Source organism: Streptomyces sp. NPDC091280 (assembly GCF_044768565.1).
GTDB lineage: Bacteria > Actinomycetota > Actinomycetes > Streptomycetales > Streptomycetaceae > Streptomyces.
Genome location: NZ_JBIVUZ010000001.1, coordinates 273,876 through 291,223 on the forward strand (window position 1 = coordinate 273,876; position 17,348 = coordinate 291,223).

At 71.5% G+C, this 17,348-nt stretch carries 15 protein-coding genes; 3 read left to right on the plus strand and 12 right to left on the minus strand.

The window, feature by feature from the left end:
• Positions 1 to 14: 14 nt before the first annotated feature.
• From ACIQPR_RS01295 to ACIQPR_RS01310, 4 genes are all read right to left on the minus strand, one after another.
• A complete protein-coding gene (locus tag ACIQPR_RS01295; RefSeq protein ID WP_403640121.1) occupies positions 15 to 770 on the minus strand; it encodes an AIM24 family protein in 756 nt (251 codons plus the stop codon).
• A gap of 16 nt (positions 771 to 786) precedes the next feature.
• Positions 787 to 1,467 carry an AIM24 family protein gene (locus tag ACIQPR_RS01300; RefSeq protein WP_093629034.1) on the minus strand — a complete coding sequence of 227 codons (681 nt, stop codon included), beginning with the start codon at positions 1,465 to 1,467 and terminating at the stop codon, positions 787 to 789.
• An 11-nt stretch (positions 1,468 to 1,478) separates the two neighbouring features.
• A complete protein-coding gene (locus ACIQPR_RS01305; RefSeq protein WP_403640126.1) occupies positions 1,479 to 3,131 on the minus strand; it encodes a TerD family protein in 1,653 nt (550 codons plus the stop codon).
• Positions 3,132 to 3,244: 113 nt separating this feature from the next.
• The gene (locus tag ACIQPR_RS01310; RefSeq protein ID WP_201052424.1) at positions 3,245 to 3,841 is read right to left on the minus strand and encodes a M48 family metallopeptidase; all 597 of its coding nucleotides are present in this window, start codon (positions 3,839 to 3,841) and stop codon (positions 3,245 to 3,247) included.
• Positions 3,842 to 4,060: 219 nt separating this feature from the next.
• On the opposite strand from ACIQPR_RS01310, the gene ACIQPR_RS01315 reads away from it, so the two are divergent.
• Both ACIQPR_RS01315 and ACIQPR_RS01320 read left to right on the plus strand, forming a co-directional pair.
• Positions 4,061 to 5,275 (plus strand): TOMM precursor leader peptide-binding protein, encoded by a 1,215-nt coding sequence (locus ACIQPR_RS01315; RefSeq protein WP_403640129.1) that lies wholly within the window; start codon positions 4,061 to 4,063, stop codon positions 5,273 to 5,275.
• Positions 5,268 to 6,656, plus strand: a complete 1,389-nt coding sequence (locus ACIQPR_RS01320) for an ABC1 kinase family protein (protein WP_403640132.1) — start codon at positions 5,268 to 5,270, stop codon at positions 6,654 to 6,656. Before ACIQPR_RS01315 ends, ACIQPR_RS01320 begins: the two co-directional genes overlap by 8 nt.
• 115 nt (positions 6,657 to 6,771) lie before the next feature.
• Here the strand turns inward: ACIQPR_RS01320 and ACIQPR_RS01325 are convergent, their stop codons facing one another.
• From ACIQPR_RS01325 to ACIQPR_RS01345, 5 genes are all read right to left on the minus strand, one after another.
• Positions 6,772 to 6,984: a hypothetical protein gene (locus tag ACIQPR_RS01325; RefSeq protein ID WP_403640134.1), complete on the minus strand. Its 213-nt coding sequence runs from the start codon at positions 6,982 to 6,984 to the stop codon at positions 6,772 to 6,774.
• Between the two features lie 133 nt (positions 6,985 to 7,117).
• Positions 7,118 to 7,447 carry a hypothetical protein gene (locus ACIQPR_RS01330; protein ID WP_403640135.1) on the minus strand — a complete coding sequence of 110 codons (330 nt, stop codon included), beginning with the start codon at positions 7,445 to 7,447 and terminating at the stop codon, positions 7,118 to 7,120.
• Complete coding sequence (locus ACIQPR_RS01335) at positions 7,444 to 7,812, minus strand: WhiB family transcriptional regulator (RefSeq protein ID WP_010984500.1); 369 nt, start codon at positions 7,810 to 7,812, stop codon at positions 7,444 to 7,446. The genes ACIQPR_RS01330 and ACIQPR_RS01335 overlap by 4 nt, the downstream gene beginning before the upstream one ends.
• A 173-nt stretch (positions 7,813 to 7,985) precedes the next feature.
• Positions 7,986 to 8,303, minus strand: a complete 318-nt coding sequence (locus ACIQPR_RS01340; protein ID WP_403640137.1) for a hypothetical protein — start codon at positions 8,301 to 8,303, stop codon at positions 7,986 to 7,988.
• A gap of 168 nt (positions 8,304 to 8,471) precedes the next feature.
• Positions 8,472 to 10,727: an ATP-dependent DNA helicase UvrD2 gene (locus ACIQPR_RS01345; RefSeq protein WP_403640140.1), complete on the minus strand. Its 2,256-nt coding sequence runs from the start codon at positions 10,725 to 10,727 to the stop codon at positions 8,472 to 8,474.
• 128 nt (positions 10,728 to 10,855) lie between these two features.
• On the opposite strand from ACIQPR_RS01345, the gene ACIQPR_RS01350 reads away from it, so the two are divergent.
• Entirely contained in the window at positions 10,856 to 11,098 is a 243-nt protein-coding gene (locus tag ACIQPR_RS01350) for a mycoredoxin (protein ID WP_019072117.1), read from the plus strand.
• Between the two features lie 115 nt (positions 11,099 to 11,213).
• Here ACIQPR_RS01350 and nudC read toward each other — a convergent pair whose 3' ends face one another.
• From nudC to ACIQPR_RS01365, 3 genes are all read right to left on the minus strand, one after another.
• Positions 11,214 to 12,158, minus strand: a complete 945-nt coding sequence (gene nudC, locus ACIQPR_RS01355) for an NAD(+) diphosphatase (RefSeq protein WP_403640144.1) — start codon at positions 12,156 to 12,158, stop codon at positions 11,214 to 11,216.
• A gap of 154 nt (positions 12,159 to 12,312) precedes the next feature.
• Positions 12,313 to 13,725: a dipeptidase gene (locus ACIQPR_RS01360; RefSeq protein WP_403640147.1), complete on the minus strand. Its 1,413-nt coding sequence runs from the start codon at positions 13,723 to 13,725 to the stop codon at positions 12,313 to 12,315.
• Positions 13,726 to 13,795: 70 nt separating this feature from the next.
• Positions 13,796 to 17,314, minus strand: coding sequence for a UvrD-helicase domain-containing protein (locus ACIQPR_RS01365; RefSeq protein WP_403640150.1), 3,519 nt, complete (start codon positions 17,312 to 17,314; stop codon positions 13,796 to 13,798).
• Positions 17,315 to 17,348: the final 34 nt, after the last annotated feature.

Below are 17,348 nucleotides of genomic sequence, written 5' to 3' on the forward strand. Positions count from 1 at the left end.
CGGCTACTGGACGCTCAGCTCCAGACGTTGCCCTGGTTCTGGGCGTGGGCGCCGTGCTGGCCCATCCCGTACTGCGCGGCGAGACCCTGGCCGATCGCGGCGTTCTGCGGGGGCAGCAGTTCGCTGGGCTGGACGAGCGCGTAACCGCTGCCCATGAAGCTCAGCTCCCAGCCCTCGCCGGTGTTGCCGCGACGCCGCCACACGCCCGAGGAATGCGTCTGGGCCTGCATCTGGACGCGCAGTCCGGTGGACCAGGCGACGATCGCGTCGGCGTCGCAGTTGACGTACTTGTCGGGCGTGACCTGCATCATCAGCGGCGCGCCCGAGGTCATCAGGGCGACCTTGCCGCGACCGCTGATGTTGAGCTGGTACTTCCCGGAGCCGGAGATGCCGTACTGGCTGTCCACGGCGATGACCTCGTGGTGCAGCGAGGAGTCCATCGCCAGGACGTAGCTGCTGTCGACGGTCAGGCCGTCCTGGTCCACGTCCACTACGTGGATGTGCTGGGCGAGGTTGGCGAAGAAGACCGTGCCCTGCCCGTGGCAGCGCATCAGGTTGAGGCCCTCGCCGGTGGCCGCGCGGGCGTAGGCCTGCTGGCTGCTCTGGTACTCGGCGTCGAACTCGACGAGCCCCTGGTAGGCGACCATGGTGCCCTTGCGGGCGAGGACGTCGTCGTGGCCCTCCAGGAGAACGCGCAGCATCTGCTTGTTCTGGAGGCTGTAGCGGTCCTGGGACTGCGAGTCGTTGAACGCGAAAAGCGGGCTCTGCATGGTGTCGTGTTCCCCCTCAGCCCCGGAACCGGAGACGGTCGGTGCTGTCCTCGCTGGGCTGGACGACGACGATGCCCTGCCCGGAGAAGGCCATCTGGTACGCCTCGCCGCTGCCCCGGCCGATCAGCGACTGCGCCTTGAAGCTGCGCTTGCCCTTCACCTTGAGGTTCGGGGACCAGGCGACGAGCGCGTCCGGGTCGACGTAGGTCTCGTCGTCCCCGCCGCCGCAGTCGACGACGATCGGCTTGCCACGGGAGGTCAGCGCGACCCAGCCCTGGCCGCTGATCTTGGTGTTCCACAGGCCCTGCCCGGCGAACTTCGCCAGTCCCTTGACCCGCTCCACGCCCCAGGTGAGGGAGGTGTCGAAGGCGAGCAGGTTGGTGGCGTTGACGGAGATCCCGTCGCCGTTGAGGTTGATCACGACGACGTCGGCGCCGTAGTCGGCGAGGTAGAGCAGTCCGTCCCCGGAGCACTTCATCAGGGGCGCGCCCTCGCCGGTCATCCAGTCGCGCGCGATCTGGCGCACGGCCGGCGGATTGGGCTCGTACTGGATGAAGCCCTCATAGGCGATCATCGAGCCCACGCGCGCGAAGAGGTCGCTTCCGGTCTGCATGGCGACCTTCAGCATGTTGTTGCCGTGGTTCTCCATGCGGGCGGTGACGGGTGCGGGGGCGTAGCCCGCGAGCGGCTGGTTCATGACGGGCTCCCTCAGACCTCGTACGGCTGGACGACGACGAAATTGCCGGGGGCGGCCCGGAACTGGAGGTTGACGCTCTCCCCGGTGTCTCCGGGGTACGCGTTGCGGCGCATCCGGACCTGGCTGGAGACGATGACCTGGGCGGCGGCGGACCAGGCGACGACCGCGTTGCAGTCGGCGAACGTGGTCGGCGTGACCGGCAGGACGACGGGCTCGCCGTGGGTCTTCACGACGATGGTGCCGGTCCCCTGGAACTGCATCGTGAACAGCGCGCCTCCGGGAATGCCGTGTCCCTCGATGCGTCTGACCTCGTACTGGAGGCTCTCGTCGAAGGCGAGGACGTTCTCGGCGGAGACGCAGATCGCGTCCCCCTGGAGCTCGACGGGGTGCAGGTTGGTGGAGTTCTCGGCGAGGAACACCTGTCCATGGCCGGTGCAGCGCATCAGCTGCATCTCCTGGCCGGTGGCGTGGCCCGTGATCCGGCCGGTGAACCCGGCGCCCTTGTAGCCGAAGTCGACCTTGCCCTGGTAAAGCACCATGCTGCCCTGGCGGGCCAGTACGGGCTGGCCGCCGATGCCGAGGTCGACGCGGACCAGCTTCTTGTTCTGCTGCGTCCAGCGCTGCCCGGTGGGCGTCTCCTTGAACTTCTGCAACGCGGCCGACACCCCGGCGCCCTGGGGAGCGCCCTGGGGCACTCCGTAGGCGGCGGGCTGGGCGGGCACTTGACCGTAGCCGGGCGGCGCGGGCGGCTGGCCGTAGCCGGGCGGGGGCGGCGGTGCCTGCGGCGGCTGGCCGTACCCGGGAGGCAGCGGCGCGCTCTGGCCCGGGGCCTGCTGTCCGTACGGCTGCGGCGGCTGGCCGTAGGGCGCGGGGACGGGGCCCGGGGGCGGCACGGTCCCATGGCCGGGCGGGACCATCGGGGCGATGATCGTCGGCGCCGCGTGCACGGAGGGCGCGGGCGCCGGGGGCGGAGTGGCTCCCGGCGGGGGCGCGAAGCCCTGCGCGACCGGCTGGGGAGCCGGCGCGGGCGCGGGGGCGGACGGGGCGCCGAACGCGGGCGGCGCGGAGGTCTGCGGGGGCGGGGCGAAGCCCGGGGCGGCGCCGGTCTGCGGCTGCGGCGCGGCGGGCGCCTCTTCCTCCATGACCTCGCCGCCGAAGTTCTTCAGCAGCGCTTCCAGGCCACCGTCGAAGCCCTGGCCGACGGCGGCGAACCGCCAGACGTCCTTCAGGTAGAAGTCGCCCAGCATCACGGCCCGCTCGGTGGAGAACTCCGAACCGTTGAACGAGTAGCGGGCCACTTCCTCGCCGCCCGCGACGATCCGGATGTACCCGGGGGCGATCTGGGACATCTGTCCGGCGCCGTCGAGCGTGGCCGTGAACGCCAGCTTGTGGATCTGCGGCGGGATCCTGTCGAGCGTGACGCGGAAGGACTCGGCGTCGCCCGCCTGGGCGCCCAGCAGCTGGATGGACTCCTCGGGGGACTTCGGCTGGTTGAAGAAGACGAAGTACCGGTCGTCCGAAAGTCGCTCCTCGGCGTCGAGGCCGAAGCAGCTGATGTCGAACGTCAGTCCGGGGCCGGTGATCTGCACGCCTACGTACAGATCGGTGCCCGCGGTGAGGTCACTGATCTTGGCCTTGTGGCCGCGTTGGAATTCCCTGGCCATGCGTAACGACCGTCCCCCATCCCGATGCAAGTGCGTCGCGTCAGGCTAACGGCAATCTCCGACACCGGAGTAAGTCGGTACAGAGCCGGTACACAATCCCCCACAGGGGGCGGTCACTCTTCGCGGGCGCCCGGCGGATGGGGCAGCCGCTCGGCCGCGACCACGCCTTCGAGGTAGCCCTTGGCCCGCTCGGTGCGTGGATAGGCCTCCAGGAGCCGCCAGAAACGCGGCCCGTGCCCGGGCACCAGGAGATGCGCGAGCTCGTGCAGCAGCACGTAGTCGACGACGTACTCGGGCATGCCCTGGAGCCGGTGGGAGAGCCGGATGCTGCCCTCGGAGGGCGTGCAGGATCCCCAGCGGGTGTTCTGGTTGGTGACCCAGCGCACCGAGGTGGGCCGGGCCCGGCCGTCGAAGTACTGGGCCGACAGGCGCTCGGCGCGCTCGGCCAGCTCCGTGTCACCGAGCACGCGTTTGCTTTCCTGAGCGGCCAGCTTGTCGAGCATGACGGTGACCCAGCGCTTCTCCTCCGCCTCGGACATTCGGGCGGGGATCAGCACGACGGTGCGATCGCCCTCGCGGTACGCGGAGACCGTTCTGCGCCGACGCGCACTCCTGCGAACCTCGATCGCGCTCGCCCCCGAGCCGCTTGGCGGCTGGCTCGTCGTACTGCGCTGTGGTTTTCCGGCGCTGTGCAGTGGGTCGGCGGGCACGCCATGACGTTACCCTCTGCACACGCGGGAAGTCCCGACTCCGGGACGGTTTCGGTGTCGATCCCCCACCAAGCGTTTGATTCGTACGACTAATCCCCACCGCCTGTGGACAACTTTCGGCGCCCCACGGCCCGGCCGGGCACTCTGGCACCACCGGCGGAGCACCGACCAGCTCCACCGGGACACGGGACGTACTTCCTACGGCTACGGGGGCCTGCCATGCATCCGATGATGAAGCCCGCGCTGCGGCGCGGCTGGCGCGATCTCAACACCGTGCAGTTCGGGATGACTCCCGCGCACGCGCTGACGCTCGGCCCGATGGACACGGCGACGGGCAGTTTCCTGGAGCTGCTCAACGGCACGCGCGGACTGCCGCTCCTGCGCGAGGAGGGGCGCCGGATGGATCTACCCGAGGGGCATGTCGACCAGCTGGTGGCGCGGCTCACGAACGCCGGGCTGGTCGACGACGCGCGGGGCGGCGGTCCCGCCGCCGACGCTCTCCGCGCGAAGAAGGACGTCCTGGACCGGCTGCGTCCGGACCTCGCGTCGCTCTCCCTGATGTCCGGTGAGCCGGGCGCGGCGATGGGCCGACTGGCGGCGCGCGGCGGGCTGCGTGTGCAGGTCAGAGGCGCGGGCCGGGTGGGCGCGGTGCTCGCCGCGCTGTTGTCGGGCGCGGGAGTGGGCGAGGTCGACGTGCGCGACGGCGGGACCACCGAGCCCTGGGACGTCGCTCCGGGCGGGCTGCCCGCCGAGGCGGTGGGCGAGCGCCGGGACGAGTCGGCGCGGCGCGCGGTCCGCCGCGCGGCCCCGGGGCGTCCGCCGCGCCGGGCCGCGCGGGCGGTCCCGGAGGACAGCGACCCGGGTTTCTCCCTGGTGGTCATCGCCCCGCGCGACGACGTCGCCGTGCACGCGCCCGATCCGTCCGCCACCGCCGACCTGATCGCCTCGGGCACCCCTCATCTCCACGCCGGTGTCGTGGAGGCCACGGGAGTCGTGGGCCCGCTGGTGCTGCCCGGCGAGTCGGCCTGCGCGGGCTGTCTGCACCACGCGCGCACCGACCGGGACCCGACCTGGCCGCGGCTGGTCGCGCAGTGGCGTTCCGGTAGGCAGCCCCGGGTGCGGCCCTGTGATCTGGCGCTGGCCACGACCGTCGCCGGGCTGGCCGCCGCGCACGCGCTCGCCTTCCTGGACGGGCAGTCGCCGTCGAGCGCGGGCGCGCGCTGGGAGGTCTCGCTACCCGGTCTGCACTGGCACGCGCGGCCGGTCTGGGCGCATTCCGCGTGCCCTTGTGGAGCGGCGGAGAAAGGTAAGGAGGGACACACCTCTACGGACGAGGATCGACACGCGACAATGGCAGAGGACCGGCCGTCGAGGGGTGTGCGCCGTAAGGCAGACTCGGCCCGGCCGGCTGGGACTTGGAGGGCGCATGTCTGATCTTCCCCGCAAGGCGGTCACCCGTACCGCCAAGCTCGCCGCGCTCCCGCTCGGCTTCGCCGGGAGAGCCACGTGGGGGCTCGGAAAGCGGATCGTGGGCGAGTCCGCCGAGATCGTCGGCCGTGAGCTGCAACAGCGCACGGCGGAGCAGCTGTTCAAGGTGCTCGGCGAGCTCAAGGGCGGGGCGATGAAGTTCGGGCAGGCGCTGTCCGTCTTCGAGTCGGCGCTGCCCGAGGAGGTCGCCGGTCCCTACCGTGCCGCGCTGACCAAGCTCCAGGAGGCGGCGCCGCCGATGCCGACGCGCACCGTGCACGGTGTGCTGGCGGAGCGGCTCGGCGAGGACTGGCGCGCGTTGTTCGTGGAGTTCGAGGACAAGCCCTCGGCCGCGGCGTCGATCGGCCAGGTGCACCGGGCGGTGTGGCACGACGGCCGCGAGGTCGCGGTGAAGGTGCAGTATCCGGGCGCCGGCGAGGCCCTGCTCTCCGACCTGACCCAACTGAGCCGTTTCGCACGCCTGTTGGGCCCGCTCATCCCCGGGATGGACATCAAGCCCCTCATCGCCGAACTGCGCGACCGGGTCTCCGAGGAACTGGACTACGGCCTGGAGGCACAGGCCCAGCAGGTGCACGCGGAGGAGTTCGAGGACGATCCGGATGTCGTGGTGCCCGCCGTGGTCCACCAGTGCGACCAGGTCCTGGTCACGGAGTGGATCGACGGGATTCCGCTGTCCGAGGTGATCGCCGACGGCACCCAGGAGCAGCGCGACCGGGCCGGTCAGCTCCTGGCCCGCTTCCTGTTCTCCGGCCCGGCCCGCACCGGTCTGCTGCACGCGGACCCACATCCCGGCAACTTCCGGCTGCTGCCCGCCGATCCGGACGGCAAGGGCGACTGGCGCCTGGGTGTCCTGGACTTCGGCACGGTCGACCGGCTCCCCGGCGGTCTGCCGACGCCCATCGGCGATTCTCTGCGCATGACACTCGACGGCGACGCCGAGGCGGTCTACGAACTGCTCTGTACGGAGGGCTTCGTCAAGGAGTCGATAGAGCTGGACCCGGACGCCGTCCTCGACTACCTGGTGCCGATCATCGAGCCGGCCCAGGTCGACGCGTTCACCTTCACCCGCGGCTGGATGCGCAGCCAGGCCGCGCGTATCGCCGATCCGCGGTCCCCCGCCCACCAGTTGGGCAAGCAGCTCAACCTGCCTCCGGCGTACCTGCTGATACACCGAGTGACATTGAGCACAATCGGCGTCCTGTGTCAGCTGGGTGCGACGGTACGGCTGCGCGAGGAGCTGGAGGAGTGGCTGCCGGGGTTCGTACCGGAGGATCCGGACGAGTACGAGGAGTTCCCGGACGAGGAGGAGCCGGCGGCGGGGGCCTGAGCCTCACGGCTCGGACGGGCATGGACATGGGCACGAGCACGCGCACGAGCACGCGCGCGGGGGCTCGTGCGGGGGCTCGTGCGGGGGCTCGTGCGGGGGCTCGTGCGGGGACGATCTACCACCAGTCCGAGTCCAGCCGTCCCTCGATCGCCCTGAGGTTCTCCCTGGCGCAGGCGTCGCAGAAGTAGGTCCGGGTCCCGTTCTCCACCGAGCAGGTCCAGGTGGGTCGCGGGCCTTCGGACCGGGTGCCGCAGCGGGCGCACACGAGGGACCGGGGCTCCTCCGTGCTGGAGGCTCCGGTGTCACCGCCTCCGGGAGGACTCGTCACCCGGCGACGATATCGCCGCGGCCGGGCATCGGGGGCGGAACGCACCGCGGGGGCCGGTCCGTTCGGACGGACCGGCCCCCGCGGGAAGCATTCGCCTCCCGGACCGGGAGGCCACCGCTTCAGGTGTGATCGATTACTGCATGACGGCCATGGCGAGCGCACGGCGGGCGCGCAGCGAGGCACGCTCCGCCCTACGCTGCATCCGGCGAGCGGTCAGCAGGCGCGTGACCTGCCGTTCCCGCTCGGCCTCCTGCAGACGCTCGTGCATATGCGCACGGGCCAGGGCTTCTGGAATGAGTTGCATCTCTCGGGTCCTGTTCTGGCGCGACTCGGTCGCACCGGAGGTGGTGAAGTCTGGGATCGCGGAGCCCGCGGGCTCGCTGGGGGTGGACGGCTTCATCGGGGCCTGCTTCTTGGGGTCGTGCGTGAGGGGGCGGTCGATCGTTCCGAGGATGGTGTTCATGCCGTGACCGGGTTCTTGCGCGGACGGCCACGGGGCCGCTTGCGGGCCACGACGACACCCTGGACGAAGAGCTCGCCACCCCATACGCCCCAGGGCTCACGCCGCTCCTTGGCGCCGGCGAGGCAGGCCTCGATCAGCGGGCAGGTGCGGCAGAGGGACTTGGCGTACTCGACATCGGCCGGCGACTCGGCGAAGAAGACCTCCGGGTCGTAGGAACGGCAGGGGACGGGTACGCCGAGGTTCTCGATGGCGTCGTCGAGCGCGGTGAGCGCGGTGAGCGGGATCAAGGTGGAGTCCTCCGTGAGGCCGGGCGGGGGGATCGTTTCGGAAGGCGGTACGGACGGGGCGTGCGCTTCGAGTTGCACGGTTGTTCTTCCTCGTCTGGTCGGTCCGGCCCTGTTGGGCCGGGTGTCGGCTTGGTACCGGGTTCTTTTCTTGTCCCGAGGCCCCTTCGCTCCGTCGTCCCCGTTCGGGGAAAACAGAAGGGCCGCGGATCCCGGATGGGGTTCCGCGGCCCTGAAGGCGCCGGCCTGATCGATCAGGCTGGATCACTCCAGGGTTCTGGCCCACGGAAGGCCCACATCTGGTGGTGCTGCGTCGTCTTCTTCCGGCTTCCGGCACCGGGGGCAAAGGCATAGGCCTGCGCCTGTGCCCCTACTGCTTCCAGTGCCTTGGTCGGTCGCTCATTGCGCTCACGGACGGGAAGAACCGCGAGAGACAGGGCGGACGCCGGACGGGCGGCAGAAATGCCGGACAGACCGGTGCCCAGGTTCGAAACGCCGAGCATGCACAGGGAGACGACCGAGGGATCGGTCATTTTCACGGTGCTGACGGAGCTGGTGTCGATGCTGATCACTTCAATCGCCTCCTCTCGGCGTCTCGGGGGACCGGGGGTGAGCCCGATCCTTCGGATATGCAAGTACAGCACGGATTCAGGGCCTTCGAGAAGGCCTTCTGTCCCCGTGGCTAAGAACCTATGGGGATTGCTGGGGCATGCGCAAACTATTTTTCCGACGAGTTTCCTTCAGCCCCCCGCGGCACCCTCCACGGGCTCCTGACCGCCGCAGATGGCCAGGACATCGGCCCCGTAGCGGTTGAGCTTGCGCACTCCGACGCCGGGGATCCGCACGAGTTCGGCGTCGTCGTCGGGGACGGTCTCGGCGATGGCCATCAAGGTCTTGTCGGTGAAGACGCAGAAGGCCGGCTGGCCGCTGCGCCGCGCCTGGATCTCCCGCCACTCGCGCAGCCGCTCGTAGAGGCCCTCGTCCATGTCGGAGGGACAGTCCTCGCAGCGCATCAGTTTCATCTCGCCGGCGTCGGTGAGCGTGCGACCGCAGACCCGGCAGCGGGCCACGGTGCGTTGCGCCCGCCGGGGGACGGCCTGGGGGCCGGTGCCCGTGTAGCCGCGCTCGATGCCGCCGGAGGCGACCAGGCCGGGTCTGCCGACGCCACCGGTCGAACCGGGGCGCAGGCCGTCCAGGAAGCGGCTGGGGCGGCGGTTGGGGCGGCTGCCGGGTGAGCGGGCGAGGGCCCAGGAGACATGGAGCCGCTCTCTGGCGCGGGTGACCCCGACGTACAAAAGGCGGCGCTCCTCCTCGATCTGCTCGTCGGTCTTCGCGTAGGTGATCGGCATCATGCCCTCGGCGACGCCGACCAGGAAGACGGCATCCCACTCCAGACCCTTGGCGGAGTGCAGGGAGGCGAGGGTGACGCCCTGGACGGTCGGGGCGTGCTGGGCGTTGGCCCGCTCGTCGAGTTCGGCGACCAGGTCGGCGAGGGTGGCTCCGGGGCGGGCCGCGGCGAAGTCCTGGGCGAGGTTGACCAGGGCCGCCAGGGACTCCCAGCGCTCTCTGACGGCTCCGGAGCCGGCCGGTGGCTCGGTGGTCCAGCCCTCGCCGGAGAGGACGGCACGGACCTGGGAGGGCAGGTCGACGACGTCGTCGAGGAGGGAGTCGTTGCCGCCGAAGCGGGCCGCGCCGCGCAGGGCGACGCCTGCCTTGCGGACCTCGGGGCGGTCGAAGAACCGCTCGGCTCCGCGCAGTTGGTAGGGGACTCCGGCGTCGGCGAGGGCCTGTTCGTACGTCTCGGACTGGGAGTTCGTGCGGAACAGGATCGCGATCTCGCTGGCCGGCACGCCCGCCGCCATCAGGTCACGGATGCGGCGCGCGGCGCCTTCGGCCTCGGCGGGCTCGTCGGCGTAGTCGGCGTAGACGGGTTCGGGACCTGCGGCTCGCTGGGAGATCAGCTCCAGTCGGTGGTCGGCGGCCCGGCCACGGGCCTGGGAGAGCAGGCCGTTGGCGAGATGGACGACCTGGGGCGTGGAGCGGTAGTCGCGGACCAGCTTGACGACGGTGGCCCCGGGGTGGCGGGTGCGGAAGTCGAGGAGGTGGTCGGGGGTCGCCCCGGTGAAGGAGTAGATCGTCTGGCTGGCGTCGCCGACGACGCACAGGTTGTCGCGGTCACCGAGCCACAGCTCCAGGAGGCGCTGCTGGAGCGGGCTGACGTCCTGGTACTCGTCGACCACGAAGTGCTGGTACTGGGAGCGGACCTGTTCGGCGATGTCGTGTCGGTCCTGGAGCACGGCGACGGTCAGCAGCAGGACGTCCTCGAAGTCGATGACCGCGCGGTCGCGTTTGACGTCCTCGTAGGTGGCGTAGAGCTGGGCGATCTCGGCGGCGGCGCGGGGGGTGTCGCGGCCCGCCTTGGCCGCCGCGGCGGCGTAGTCGGAGGGGACGGTCTGGGTGACCTTGGACCACTCGATCTCGGCGGTGACGTCCCGCAGTTCGCCGCGGTCGAGCCGGATGCGGCAGGCCGCCGCCGCGTCGGCGACGAGCTGGATCTTGCGGTCGACGAGCCGGGGCATGCTGCCGCCGATCGCTTTCGGCCAGAAGTACTGGAGCTGTCGCAGGGCGGCCGAGTGGAACGTGCGGGCCTGTACTCCCGTAGCGCCGAGCTGGCGCAGCCGGCCGCGCATCTCGCCGGCGGCGCGGTTGGTGAAGGTGACGGCCAGCACGCTGGAGGACTGCAGGACCCCGGCGCGTACCCCGTAGGCGATGCGGTGGGTGATCGCCCGGGTCTTGCCCGTGCCGGCGCCCGCCAGCACGCACACCGGACCGCGCAGGGCGGTCGCCACCTCGCGCTGCTCGGGGTCGAGCCCTTCGAGCACCGCGTCGGCCGAGTCCGGCACCTGCGGGAAGAGGGGGGAGTGCGTTGCTGCTGTCACACGGCCATGCTGCCAGGTCGCCGGAGACGGGTGAGCCGGTTGTCCACAGGGAGGCACCCGCAGTCGTACTAATGCGGCAGGCGTCACCCCTCGTGGGACTCCCCCGGCGGGAATGGCCGGTGCGTCGCGTACGTTTCATCCACTGCGTGGACCTATTTCCCTGAGCTGTTGAGGAGCGCGAGAGAATGTCGGGCACCGTGACGATGTACAGCACCACCTGGTGCGGTTACTGCCGTCGGCTGAAGAGCCAGATGGACCGCGAGGGCATCGCGTACAACGAGGTCAACATCGAGCTGGACCCGGATTCCGCGGCCTTCGTCGAGAAGGCGAATGGCGGGAATCAGACGGTCCCGACCTTGCTCTTCGCGGACGGTTCGACGCTCACGAACCCTTCGCTGGCCCAGGTCAAGCAGAAGGTCGGCGCCTGACCGGCGGTCGGCGCGCGCGGCTCCGCGGAAGGCGGCTCCTGATACGTCAGGGGCCGCCTTCGCGCTGTCTGCTTGTTTCTCTTCGTGTCTCTCCGCCTGCTTCTTGCTGTCCGCCTCAGACGAAGGTGCGGGTCGGCAGCGGCTTGCCGTACCAGAGTTCGATCAGGCGGGCCGCGATCGAGATGCCGTAGGGCGGCAGCACCTCTTCGGACTCGAAGGCGGCGCGCAGTTCCTCGCGGGAGAACCAGCGGGCCTCGTGGATCTCGTCGCCGTCGACGTTGATCTCCGTCGAGGTGGCGCGGGCCATGAAGCCCAGCATGAGGCTGGACGGGAAGGGCCAGGGCTGGCTGGCGACGTACTCGACCGGGCCGACGGTGATGCCGGCCTCCTCGAAGACCTCGCGGCGCACCGACTGCTCGATGGACTCGCCGGGCTCCACGAAGCCGGCCAGTGTCGAGAAGCGGCCCTCGGGCCAGTGGACCTGGCGGCCGAGCAGGATGCGGTCCTCGTCGTCGGTGACCGCCATGATCACGGCGGGGTCGGTGCGCGGGTAGTGTTCCGCGCCGCAGGCCGGGCAGCGGCGGATGTGGCCGGCCGCGGCGATCACCGTGCGCTCGCCGCAGCGGGAGCAGAAGCGGTGCAGGCGCTGCCAGTTCTCCAGGGCGACCGCGTGCACCATCAGGCCCACGTCCCGGGGCGACAGCAGCAGGCCCGCCTCGCGCAGGCCCGCCGCCCGAGCGGACTGGTCGATACGGCCGGGCAGCGCGTCCTTCTGGAGCGCGAAGTAGCTGACGCCGTCGTCGTCGGTGCCCAGGAAGTAGCGGTGTGCCTCGGTGAGGGGGGCCTCGAAGGACGGGGTCATGACCAGTTCGGTGCTGCCCTCGGGCGTCTCGTCGATGAGGACCTGGCCGCCGGAGACCACGAAGCATCGGGTGGTGGGGTGGCTCCACGCCGCGGCGAGCCAGGCCTCGTCGAGCCGGTGGTGGGCGGCTCGGTCGATGCCGCTCGGGGCGGTGAGCGAGATGGGTCGGTCGGCTGTGTGGTCGGTCCAGGTGGTCACGGGTGCTTCCAACTCCCCCGGCAATGCGGATTGTTTCGGCGGGCGGTTCAGCGGGACGTACGGCAGGAGGCGACCGGGTCCGGCGGGGACGGGCGTGCGGGGCGGTTCTTCCAGTGTGCCTCGCGCGTGTCGCCGTTCCGGATCGCGCGGGTTCTCAGGGTGCGTGGCGCCAGGTGTCGGCGAGGTCTCCCCACAGGTGGGCGGTGGTTTCGACGCCCTTGAGGAGGAGGTCGAGTTCGACCTTCTCGTTCGGGGCGTGCCAGCCGTCCGAGGGGACGGAGATGCCCAGGAAGAGGACGGGTGCTCCGAGGACTTCCTGGAGGTCGGCGGCCGGTCCTGAGCCGCCCTCGCGGGTGAAGAGGACCGGTTTCTCGAAGGCCCGGGCCATCGCGCGGACGACGGACTGAAGGGCCGGGTGGTCCAGCGGGGTCAGGCACGGGCGCGTGGCGGCGCTGAACTCCATCTCCAGGCGGATGCCGTCGGGCACCTGCCGGACGGCCCACTCGCGGACGGCCTTCTCGATGTGGTCGGGGTCCTGGCCCGCGACCAGCCGGAAGGAGAGCTTCACCATGGCCGAGGACGGGATGATCGTCTTGCTGCCCGGGCCCTGGTAGCCGCCGCCGATGCCGTTGACCTCGGCGGTGGGGCGGGCCCAGACGCGCTCCAGGGTGGTGTGTCCGGCCTCGCCGTGGGTGGCGTGCGACTTGGCGGCGCGCAGCCACTCCCGCTCGTCGAAGGGCAGTTCGGCGAAGAGCTCGCGCTCCTGCTCGGTGAGTTCGACGATGCCGTCGTAGAAGCCGGGGACCGTCACGCGCGCGTGCTCGTCGTGCAGCGCGGCGACGAGGCGGGCGGCGGCGGTCGCCGGGTTGGGCACCGCGCCGCCGAAGGAGCCGGAGTGGATGTCCTGGTCGGGGCCGTGGAGCCGGATCTCGCACTCGGCGAGGCCGCGCATCCCGGTGCACACCGTGGGGGTGTCCTCGGACCACATGCCGGTGTCGGAGACGATCACGGCGTCGGCGGCGAGCCGGTCGGCACGCTCCTCGACGAGTGCCCGGAAGTGCGGGGAGCCGGACTCCTCCTCGCCCTCGACGAGCAGCTTCAGGTTGACGGCCGGTGTGGTGCGGCCGGTGGCGGCGAGGTGGGCGCGGACGCCGAGTGTGTGGAAGAACACCTGGCCCTTGTCGTCGGCCGCCCCGCGCGCGTGGAGGCGGTTTCCGCGGACGACGGGCTCGAAGGGCTCGCTGTCCCAGCCGTCCTCGCGGGCGGCGGGCTGTACGTCGTGATGGCCGTAGACGAGGACCGTGGATGCTTCGGGGTCGTCGGAGGGCCACTCGGCGAAGACGGCCGGTGCGCCGGAGGTCGGCCAGACCTCGGCGGTGGGGAAGCCGGTCTCCCGGAGTGCGGCGACGAGCCAGTCCGCGCTGCGCCGGACGTCGGGCGCGTGGTCGGGCCGCGCCGACACGGACGGGATGCGCAGCCACTCGGCGAGGTCGTCGAGGAAGGCTGCGCGGTGCTGCTCGATGTACGTGCGGACCGCGCTGACGGCACTGTCAACGGTGTGGCTCATGGTCACGAGCCTATCGGCCCGCACTGACATCCTCGGTGGGCGGTTCCTCACAGTTTGCTTGCGCGGTCGGCTACTCGTCTCGCGCGTCCGCTGATTCGTTCGGCTCCTCCAGCAGCAGGCGCTCCAGTGCGGCCCGGTCCGGGAGGCGCTGCGGCCGGACGACCTCGCCGCCGCGCACGTACAGGAACGCGGCCGTGACCGCTTCCAGGGGCACGCCCTGCCGCTCGGCCCAGGCGAGCCGGTAGATCGCGAGCTGGAGCGGGTCGGCGGTGCGGGTACGGCTGGTCTTCCAGTCGAGGATCTCGTACGTCGCCCCGTCGCCGTCGCCCTGCTTGTAGACGGCGTCGATACGGCCCCGTACGACGCGGCCGGCGATGGAGAGCTGGAAGGGGGTCTCGACGCGGTAGGGCGTGCGCCGGGCGTACTCGGTGCGTTCGAAGGCGTCCTTGAGTGCTTCGAGATCCTGTTCGTCGGCGATCTCCGCTTCGCTGCCGGGCAGTTCCTCCGGTTCCAGCATGGGCAGGGTCAGTTCTTCGAAGCGGGCTTCCACCCAGGCGTGGAACCGGGTGCCTCGACGTGCGGCGGGTTGTGGAGGGCGCGGCATGGGGCGTGCGAGTTCCCGCGCGAGCCCGTCCGGGTCGGCTGCCAGGTGCAGCAGCTGGGTGGCGGTCAGGGAAGCCGGCAGGGGGACGTCGGTGACGCCTCGGCGGGCCCGCAGCAGTTCGCCGGTGAGCGCGTCGAGGTCACGGTCCCAGGAGTCGACGGCTCGGGCTTCCTCGGGGGTGAGGCGGGTACCGGGCGGTTCCGTGGGGTGCGGGCGGGCCTCCTCCTGCGTGCTGACGTGTTCGGCGGGGTCCGGGGACGTCGCCTGGTGCGGGACGCTCGGGCGGTCCGTGGTCCAGGCGTCCCAGTCCGCGGGGTCGTCCTCCGGGAGGCCGTCTTCGGCGTCGAGCGGGGTGTCCTCGTGGAGGGGCTCGTCGTAGGGAGGCTCGTCGTCCTCCGGTGGCGGGGGCCAGTCCGGGTCGTCGTGCGTGCCCGGGTCGTGAGCGACCGCGGGGTGGCTCTCGTCGTGGGAGGCGAGGTGCTCCAGGTGGTCCATGACCAGCTTGGCGGCCCTGTGGCGGTGGGCCATCGCCGCGTCGTCCAGGGGCAGCGGCCAGGCCTGGTCGACGGTGGCCGTCTGCAAGGCGGGGTTCTCTGCGCCCTCTTCGGGCGCGTCCGCCCAGGCCTCGATCTCGCCGTACCCGGCCGCGGAGTGGTCGTGGAGGGCCTGGAGGAAGTCGGAGGGGCCGCGAGGCTTCTTCTGCGTGGGGCCCCACCAGTGGCCGGAACCGAGCAGCAGGGAGCGGGGGCGGGTGAAGGTGACGTAGCCGAGGCGGAGTTCCTCGGTGTGCTGGTGGTCCTTCATGGCCTCGTGGAAGGCCTTCATGCCCTTGGCGTCCCAGGAGACGACGTCGGGCAGGGTGGCGGTGTCGCCGCGCAGCGCGTGCGGGAGGACCTTGCCCTGGGCGGTCCACTTCTCGCGGCCCTGGCTGCTGGGGAAGGTCCCGGTGACCAGGCCGGGGACCGCTACGACGTCCCACTCCAGGCCCTTGGACTTGTGCGCGGTGAGGACCTTGACGGTGTTCTCGCCGCCGGGGAGGGCGTTGTCGAGGCCCTTCTCGTACTGGGCGGCGGTGCGCAGGAAGCCGAGGAAGGCGAGCAGCGTCGCCTCTCCGTCGCCCGCGGCGAAGGAGGCGGCGACGTCCAGGAAGTTCGACAGGGTCTCGCGGCGGCGGGCGGCCAACGCGTGCGGGGACGCCGCGAGTTCGACCTCCAGGCCGGTGACGGCCAGGACGCGGTGCAGGACGTCCATCAGGGGGTCGGACAGGGAGCGGCGCAGGTCGCGCAGTTCGGTGGCCAGCCGGGCGAAGCGCACGCGCGCGTCCGACGAGAACGGCAGCCCGTCGTCGTCCCCGGTGCCGTCGACACCGTAGAGGGGGGTCTCCAGGAACGTGTCGAGGGCGTCGGCCAGCGATATCACCTCGGAGGGGTCGACCCCCTCGACGGCCGCGGCGAGCCTGCGGTCCGGGTCGTCGTCGGCCCCCACGCGCGCGTGGGCGACGAGAAGTCGGGCGCGCCGTCCCAGGAGGGCGAGGTCGCGGGGGCCGATGCGCCACCGCGGGCCGGTCAGCAGCCGGACCAGGGAGGCGTTGGCGCCGGGGTCCTGGAGGACTTCGCAGACGGCGACGAGGTCGGCGACCTCGGGCAGGTGCAGCAGCCCGGAGAGTCCGACGACCTCGACCGGGATGTCGCGGGCGACCAGGGCCCCCTGGATCTCGGCGAAGTCGGTGGCCGTGCGGCACAGGACGGCGATCTCGCCGGGCGCCTTCCCGGTGCGTACGAGGTGGGCGATGGAGTCGGCGAGCCAGTCGAGTTCCTCGGCGTGGGTGGCCAGCAGCGCGCAGCGCACCATGCCGTCGCGCTCGGCGCCGGGGGCCGGGCGGAGGGCCTCCACGCCCGCGTGCATGGCGCGCAGGGGCTGCGCGAGGCCGTTGGCGAGGTCGAGGAGGCGGCCACCGCTGCGGCGGTTCTCGCTGAGCGCCTGGCGGGCGGCGGGGCGGCCGTCGGCGTGCGCGAAGTGCTCCGGGAAGTCGTCGAGGTTGGCGACGGACGCGCCGCGCCAGCCGTAGATCGCCTGGCAGGGGTCGCCGACCGCGGTCACCGGGTGGCCCGTACCGGCGCCGAACAAGCCCGCCAGGAGGATGCGTTGGGCCACCGAGGTGTCCTGGTACTCGTCGAGGAGTACGACCCGGAACTCGTCGCGCATGATCTCGCCGACCTCGGGGCGGGTGCGCGCCAGGGTCGCGGACAGGGCGATCTGGTCGCCGAAGTCGAGCAGGTCGCGCTCACGCTTGGCGGTCCGGTAGCGGCTCACGAGTTCGGTGAGTTCACGACGGGCGGCGGCTGCCTCGGGGACCTTGCGGAGCTCGGGGTTGCTGAGTCTGCGGCCCTCCAGGGCACGCAGCAGTTCGGCGTCGTACGAGCGCAACTCCTCGGGCCGTACGAGGTGTTCGGCCAGCTCGCCATCGAGCGTGAGGAGGTCGCTCACGAGGTCGGGGAAGGAGCGGGTGAGCGCCGGATAGGGCCCCGGGGCCTCGCGCAGCACCCGCGCGGCGAGCTGGAAGCGGGTGGCGTCGGCGAGCAGGCGGGCCGTCGGTTCGAGGCCGATGCGCAGGCCGTGGTCGGTCAGGAGGCGGCCCGCGAAGGCGTGGTAGGTCGAGATCACGGGCTCGCCCGGAGGGTTGTCCGGGTCGATGACGTCGGGGTCGGTGACGCCCGCCCTGACCAGTGCCTTGCGGACGCGCTCGGCGAGTTCGCCGGCGGCCTTGTTGGTGAAGGTCAGGCCGAGAACCTGCTCGGGGGCGACCTGCCCGGTGCCGACCAGCCACACCACGCGGGCCGCCATCACCGTCGTCTTGCCCGATCCGGCTCCGGCCACGATCACCTGCGGGGCGGGCGGCGCGATGATGCAGGCCGTCTGCTCCAGGGTGAAGGGGATGCCGAGGAGCTCCTTGAGCTGATCGGGATCGGTGATACGGGCGGGCATGTCGGAGAGGCTAGCGGCGGCCACTGACAGTCGA

What these genes read in the sequence shown, in the direction of transcription:
- ACIQPR_RS01320 (WP_403640132.1), top strand. Translation starts at nt 5,268, where the DNA reads ATGTCTGATCTTCCCCGCAAGGCGGTCACCCGTACCGCCAAGCTCGCC.
- ACIQPR_RS01295 (WP_403640121.1), bottom strand. Translation starts at nt 770, where the DNA reads ATGCAGAGCCCGCTTTTCGCGTTCAACGACTCGCAGTCCCAGGACCGC.
- ACIQPR_RS01315 (WP_403640129.1), top strand. Translation starts at nt 4,061, where the DNA reads ATGCATCCGATGATGAAGCCCGCGCTGCGGCGCGGCTGGCGCGATCTC.
- ACIQPR_RS01305 (WP_403640126.1), bottom strand. Translation starts at nt 3,131, where the DNA reads ATGGCCAGGGAATTCCAACGCGGCCACAAGGCCAAGATCAGTGACCTC.
- ACIQPR_RS01300 (WP_093629034.1), bottom strand. Translation starts at nt 1,467, where the DNA reads ATGAACCAGCCGCTCGCGGGCTACGCCCCCGCACCCGTCACCGCCCGC.
- ACIQPR_RS01360 (WP_403640147.1), bottom strand. Translation starts at nt 13,725, where the DNA reads ATGAGCCACACCGTTGACAGTGCCGTCAGCGCGGTCCGCACGTACATC.
- ACIQPR_RS01365 (WP_403640150.1), bottom strand. Translation starts at nt 17,314, where the DNA reads ATGCCCGCCCGTATCACCGATCCCGATCAGCTCAAGGAGCTCCTCGGC.
- ACIQPR_RS01330 (WP_403640135.1), bottom strand. Translation starts at nt 7,447, where the DNA reads ATGAACACCATCCTCGGAACGATCGACCGCCCCCTCACGCACGACCCC.
- ACIQPR_RS01350 (WP_019072117.1), top strand. Translation starts at nt 10,856, where the DNA reads ATGTCGGGCACCGTGACGATGTACAGCACCACCTGGTGCGGTTACTGC.